At 31.9% G+C, this 6207-nt stretch carries 5 protein-coding genes and 1 riboswitch; of the genes, 3 read left to right on the forward strand and 2 right to left on the reverse strand.

Features of this window, described 5'->3' with window-relative positions; translation table 11 throughout:
- Window positions 1-128: 128 nt before the first annotated feature.
- A riboswitch (FMN riboswitch) is annotated at window positions 129-276 on the reverse strand.
- Between the two features lie 675 nt (window positions 277-951).
- A complete protein-coding gene (locus tag AN960_RS11945; RefSeq protein WP_056471494.1) occupies window positions 952-2217 on the reverse strand; it encodes an APC family permease in 1266 nt (421 codons plus the stop codon).
- A gap of 131 nt (window positions 2218-2348) precedes the next feature.
- Here AN960_RS11945 and AN960_RS11950 point away from each other — a divergent pair, with 131 nt between their 5' ends.
- Window positions 2349-3248 carry a LysR family transcriptional regulator gene (locus AN960_RS11950; protein ID WP_056471497.1) on the forward strand — a complete coding sequence of 300 codons (900 nt, stop codon included), beginning with the start codon at window positions 2349-2351 and terminating at the stop codon, window positions 3246-3248.
- Between the two features lie 354 nt (window positions 3249-3602).
- Here AN960_RS11950 and AN960_RS11955 read toward each other — a convergent pair whose 3' ends face one another.
- Window positions 3603-4562, reverse strand: coding sequence for a LacI family DNA-binding transcriptional regulator (locus AN960_RS11955; protein ID WP_056471500.1), 960 nt, complete (start codon window positions 4560-4562; stop codon window positions 3603-3605).
- A gap of 358 nt (window positions 4563-4920) precedes the next feature.
- Here AN960_RS11955 and AN960_RS11960 point away from each other — a divergent pair, with 358 nt between their 5' ends.
- Both AN960_RS11960 and AN960_RS11965 read left to right on the forward strand, forming a co-directional pair.
- Window positions 4921-5100: an H-type small acid-soluble spore protein gene (locus AN960_RS11960; protein ID WP_056471502.1), complete on the forward strand. Its 180-nt coding sequence runs from the start codon at window positions 4921-4923 to the stop codon at window positions 5098-5100.
- Between the two features lie 424 nt (window positions 5101-5524).
- A partial coding sequence (locus AN960_RS11965; RefSeq protein WP_156339674.1) for an amino acid permease occupies window positions 5525-6207 on the forward strand: 683 nt, incomplete at its 3' end.

Here is a 6207-nt window from a genome sequence, read left to right on the forward strand (position 1 = left end):
CGCAAGTACAATTTGAGTCTATTAAAAGACAGTACTATAGCGCGTCTATTGTTGTACATAAAAAATATGCACAACGAACTAAGCCTATACGGGTAGTATTTTTGAAAACAACCAAACCGTATATGCACTCCATCCTTCTCCCATCCAGACTATACTGTCGGCTCTAGATTCTAACTAGATCAGCAACATATAAAAAATCTATATGAAGCTCACGGGCTTAGTATAAAAATATACAACACCGCCGGTTGGGAATTTCACCCGACCCCGAAGGACACTAATTATCAAATTTGGTTTCATTATAACTAGCAATTATTTCGTTGTAAAGATTTTATGATTCTATTTTCTTTTAAAACGATCTATTAAAAAACAAAATTAAAGTAAAAAACCTTATAAAATATGGAAAATTCCTCACTCTACTTAGTTAAAAAAAATATTATTTTTTATTCTTATAAAATTAATCATCATGTTTTAAATATTTTCTTGCAACTAATACAAAAATGTATAAATATTAATATTAAAATCATTACAGAAAAAAATTGAATTCTATTATTAGTATAGAAAGTAAGACTTACGAATTCCAAAATCACATGAATTTAGCTTAATTAAACACACAATTGAATTCGTTTTTTCATTTTATCATTATATTGTTTATTAACACAAAGAGTATCCCCCTTTTAACAATGTCCATATAATACTTAATAATTTCAATTTTTAAAGCCCTGGTAACGTTAAAACAATATATAATTCTAAAATAACAAAAGGCTTTCATTCGTATTTAAAAAGGCAATAGTTAAACAGAAATATAGATACCAAACTGAAAAAAAATGGCTTGTAATTTCAATCAACACCCTTTAAAAACAATAATAAATATACAATAAGAAGAATTATTATAAAATTCCACTTTCATAAAAATAGAAACTTCTTTTAATAGAAGTTTCCTTTCTAACATCATTATTCATTTCCAACTTGTAGAACTTTTTCATGTTGCTTTGAATCTCTTTTTTGTAGCCAAATAAAGTACACTGAAACTAATATGATCAATATTAGAATAATCGGTGAAGAAAATAAAAGTATTCCTAAAAAGCAAATTGCTAGAATAAATGCACCGACTTTAAAAAATACCGAATCAAATAAACGCAAACATGCCAATACTCCTAGTAAAGCGTTGCATAAGAAAAATGCATTTGCTATTGCTACAAGTGTTTGAATACTTAGGAAGTCATTAAAATAAAGAATAAATACAATTATATGAATGCCAAACAAACTAAATAATGAACGAGTTGCCACATTATTTTTATTTTTAAAAGAAAGCCATGAAGGTAATAAACCGTTTTTGGCTTGATCGGCGATTAGTCTTGATACTGCTCCTATTACTAGGAGAACCGTACTAATACAAAGAGCAATTGTAATGGATGAAATAATTGGAGTTGACCAACTTCCAAATAAACTCTGAAGTAGTGGTGCTAATGATTGATCCATCATATTTCCATTTTTAGAATGAATCCACTGGAAAGCAAATGCAACTGTTAGACTTACTATTGCTATAATCGAAAAACTTAAGACTACTGCTCTAGGAATTGTTCGTTCTGGATTTTTTACTTCTAAAGAATAGCTACCGATGACTTCCCATCCGATTAAAGCCCAAAATAATAATAGTAAACTTTCTCCAAAATCTGAAACAGTAATTGGATTCGATAAAGTAAAGCTCCCATCAACTGTAATTAACGTATGAATACTCCCAACTATAAGCGTCACTACAATGAAGCTAGACATAAAAAAGGCAAATTTTCCAACATCGGCAATGCTTCTAGTTAAAATGATATAAACAAAACATAGTATTCCTAAAGCTAGCCACTTTTCATTGAAAAAACTTTGATTCGTCAGTAGTTGTAAGTAATGCCCTGCCGTACCTGTAACTGCAATTGGACCAAAACAAACTGCAAGTAAAAAGAAAATAGCTGAAAGATTTTTTATTTGTGTACCAAATGCACGCTCAACTGCCAATGGTACTCCGGAATCTCCTGGAATCAACAGACTTAGCTTACCAAACATAAGTGCAAATATTAAACTTAAACCGAGCATTATAACCCAAGCAAAAATAGCATAATTACCAGCAGTTTCATACACTGCAGGTGGTAAAATGATAATTCCTGATCCTAATATAGGTCCAATCATTAACCCACTGAGCAAAAGAAAACCAATTTTTCGATTCCTCATTAATATCCCTCCAATAGTTATTGAAACAAATTGTAATCTCGTATACTTTAATTATATGAACCGATCTCTCATCGGTAAAATGAATAGTTACGATATAAACCATCGGAAAATCCGATACTAAGGAGGCTATTATGGAAATCCGTCATTTAATTACGTTAAAATCAATTGTCGATCTGGGCGGGTTCTCTAAAGCTGCGGTCCATCTCGGATATGCACAATCTACGGTAACTGCACATATACAAGCACTTGAGCAAGAGCTAGGAGTACCTTTATTTGACCGTTTAGGTAAAAAGGTTCATCTGACGGAGGTCGGTGAGAACTTTTTAGTTCACGCAATCGAAATGATTCAACTTTATTCAAAAGCTAAAGATGTATTTCAAATGGAAAATGAGGAAGTATCCACGTTAAAGATTGGAGCTCCTGAATCTTTAACGATCTACCGTCTTCCACAAATTATCCAAGCTTTTCGATCACAAAATCCGAAAGTAAATATTATGATGAAATCTGGTTCATGTTGGGAATTACAAGATGAATTACGTCGAGGAGATCTGGATATTGGCTTCTTTCTACAAGCTCCATTAACTGATTCAGATTTGTATACGGAAACACTAATTGAAGAACCACTTGTCATTTTGCTACCTCCAACTTCTGATACTAGAACACTTTCATCCTTTACACTAAATGCGAATGAAAATATCATTCTTACAGAACAAGGCAGTTATCGTGACTATTTTGAAGCATTCCTAAGAAGTAAAGGTATCGCAACTGAGTCTGGAATGGAATTTTGGAGTGTAGAGGCAATTAAACAATGTGTTATGTGTGGACTCGGAATATCCATACTCCCACTAGTAGCAGTTCAAAATGAAATGCAGCAACAAAAACTAAAAGTCATAAATTGGGATACAAATTTAGGAAGTGTCTCTACGATCATGTCTTGGCATAAAAACAGATGGCAATCACGTGCTGCTAGAAAATTTATGGAAGTTGTTAGAGAACAGTCTCCTTTATGGAATCAGTCTATTAAAAGCTAGTTTCTTACTAGCTTTTATTTTTTTGTTTAATTGAACTTTATTGATAAAGTTGTGAACTTTGTTGGTAACATTTCTTGATCATTCATTTGGAACTTCTTTTTGGAAGGATTTACTGAGTTTTGTTTAGTTTTGGTCGTTTCTTGGCCAATTTTATTGTTATTTTTCTATTTTTTTGATTCATTCACTCTCTTCATTCATGTTTCATGACCTTATTTGCAGTTATCCAGATTTTAATTGCAGTTTTGACATATTAATTTGTAGATTTGCCTTTTTTTTTTTGCAGTTCGACCTTTTTTATTTGTACTTCCCAATTCAACGAAATGAAAAACAGCTAGCCCCTGACTAGCTGTTTTATTATACCGTCTGCCGCTCAATTAATTTGATCGCTATCTCCTCTTGATTAATTGCAGAATTAATCGCTTGTATAAAAAGTTTCTTCCCTATTTCTCGTAATGGAATTTCGACTGTTGTTAACTTCATTACTTTTGCAATTGGTTGATTATCGAACCCAATTATCGCTAGATCATGAGGAATAGCTATTCCACGATCATTACAGCAAGTCTGCACCCCCGCTGCCACTTGATCACTTGTTACTAACAAAGCTGTTGGCCTCTCTTTTAAATTTAACAAAGATTGGACAATTCTTTCACCGTCTTCAAAATAGTAACAATTATCGAATACAAAATCGTTATTTAGTGATTCATTATATTTACTGTGAAAATCACTATAGGCAGCCTCTCTTTGTTTACTATTCTTACCTGTTCTACGACCAATACTATAACCGATTTTCCGATGTCCTTTTTGATATAAATATTCTAATGCAATCATGAAACAATTGTATTGATCGATAAATGTTGAGGAAACCCCTGTATTTCTCGTATCTTCAAATAATACTATTTGCCCATATTGCTTATAATTCTCGATCATTTCAATCGAACAAATTCTAGAACAAATAATGAGTGAATCGATTTGTTTATGCTGCAGCATTTTTAAAGCCTCAATTTCCCTCTTCTTCTCATAATTTGATTGAAATAGTACTAGCTTATAATTATTTTTTATCGCTTCGTTAGCAATTCCATCAATTAGCAATCCAAAGTATGGATGTTGTGAGAACGGAATAACCACTCCAATTAGATTCGTTTTTCCTTTGCTTAAATTTACTGCATTTTGATTTCGTTGATAATTCGTTAACTCAATTGCATTTAAAACTGCATTTCTTTTTTCCTCACTAACATACGGCTCATCATTTAAAACTCGTGAGACTGTTGTAACCGAAACGCCGGCAATCCTTGCAATATCTTTAATATTAGACATTTTCTCACCTTTTCTAAACTTTTTCTTGCTCTGAAACTAGTTCCATACTTTACTCTGTACTCATAATAAAAAGGAGGTACAAATATGCAAATACTTTTTGGCTTACTATGTTTACTATTTATGTGTAGTTCAATTTTATTTTTAGCTTCAATTGCTATCATACAACAAGATAAGAAACGAGTTAAGAAATGAGGACAAAATTGAACAATAAGCTAGTTTAATCAATTTAGTAGTTTTTTTTCTTCATCAATTCCCCCCTTAGATTTACATAATCCTAAAAGATGTCTCACTTTTTATGAATACTATAACTAGGCTATGTAAATAATAAAGTAGGTTAGTTATTAAAGGAGGTATTATGATGGATACTGAAAGAGCATTAGAAATCGTAGCTGCACCTGGTATGATTAATGTAACTTGCGATGGAGTACCGGTTTATATTCAGCATGTTAATAAAAATGAGGGGACAGCAAGAATTTATCCTCTTGATCAACCACAAAATGATAAAGAAGTATCACTAAGTCACTTAAAAGAACATTAAATGATAAAAAAGACCCAAAAATAAACCTCTATTAAAGAGGTTTATTTCATTTTTATTAAAAAAACATAAAAATATAATTATTTAGTCTGATTACAATTGCAACCATAAGAAATATGAAGATGTTAGAGATTTATTGTTACTTATGACACAACTTCTTTCTAGTTCAATTTAACTGAACGACTAGGTATTTGGTAATATGTCGAATTTACTACATAATTTTAAAAAAAATGAAAAAAAAGTCGAAAAATTGTTTGAATATTTCTATAAGTGTGTTATCATAAAAATCACTTAAGCGAGACAATCTTTAAATTACTTCGGAGATAATTGTCAGAATTTTCTATTTTTTAAGGTAAAATTAGAAAATAATTAACTTTCTAAATAGGAAATTAAAAAACTACTAAATATAGGATTAGAGGAGGCTCATATGAATTTATTTCGAAAAAAATCAGTTACAAGCAGTTCGCCTAGTTCACTTAAACAAGTTCTAGGAGCGTTTGATCTTACAATGTTAGGTATCGGTGCCATCATCGGTACAGGTATATTCGTATTAACTGGTGTAGCGGCAGCTGATTACGCCGGTCCAGCACTTATTCTTTCATTTATTATCGCAGGTTTAGCTTGTACATTCGCCGCACTTTGTTACTCTGAATTTGCATCTATGATTCCAGAGGCTGGTAGTGCTTACACTTATAGTTATGTTGCTTTTGGTGAAGTCATAGCTTGGATATTAGGTTGGGACATGGTACTAGAGTATGGACTTGCATCTTCAGCAGTAGCAAGTGGATGGTCTGGATATTTCCAAAGTTTATTACATGGTTTTGGACTAAACCTTCCAACAGCTTTAACTAGTGCATTTGATCCATCTAAACATACCTTTATTGATTTACCGGCAGTAATCATTGTTTTAATTGTAACGTTCATTCTTACTAGAGGTGTTAAAGAATCAGCAAAACTTAACACAATCATGGTAATTGTAAAATTAGCAGTAGTAGCACTTTTCATCGTAGTTGGTATTTGGTACGTTCAACCACATAACTGGACTCCATTTATGCCAATGGGATTCCATGGGGTAACAGCTGGTGCTGCAGTAGTAGTATTTGCTTACTT

Origin of the sequence: Bacillus sp. FJAT-25509, from assembly GCF_001420605.1 — a bacterium.
In the GTDB taxonomy this organism is placed as follows: Bacteria; Bacillota; Bacilli; order Bacillales; family Bacillaceae_G; genus Gottfriedia.

Coding starts and splice junctions, on each gene's coding strand:
- AN960_RS11960 (WP_056471502.1), top strand. CDS start 4,921: ATGGATACTGAAAGAGCATTAGAAATCGTAGCTGCACCTGGTATGATT.
- AN960_RS11945 (WP_056471494.1), bottom strand. CDS start 2,217: ATGAGGAATCGAAAAATTGGTTTTCTTTTGCTCAGTGGGTTAATGATT.
- AN960_RS11950 (WP_056471497.1), top strand. CDS start 2,349: ATGGAAATCCGTCATTTAATTACGTTAAAATCAATTGTCGATCTGGGC.
- AN960_RS11955 (WP_056471500.1), bottom strand. CDS start 4,562: ATGTCTAATATTAAAGATATTGCAAGGATTGCCGGCGTTTCGGTTACA.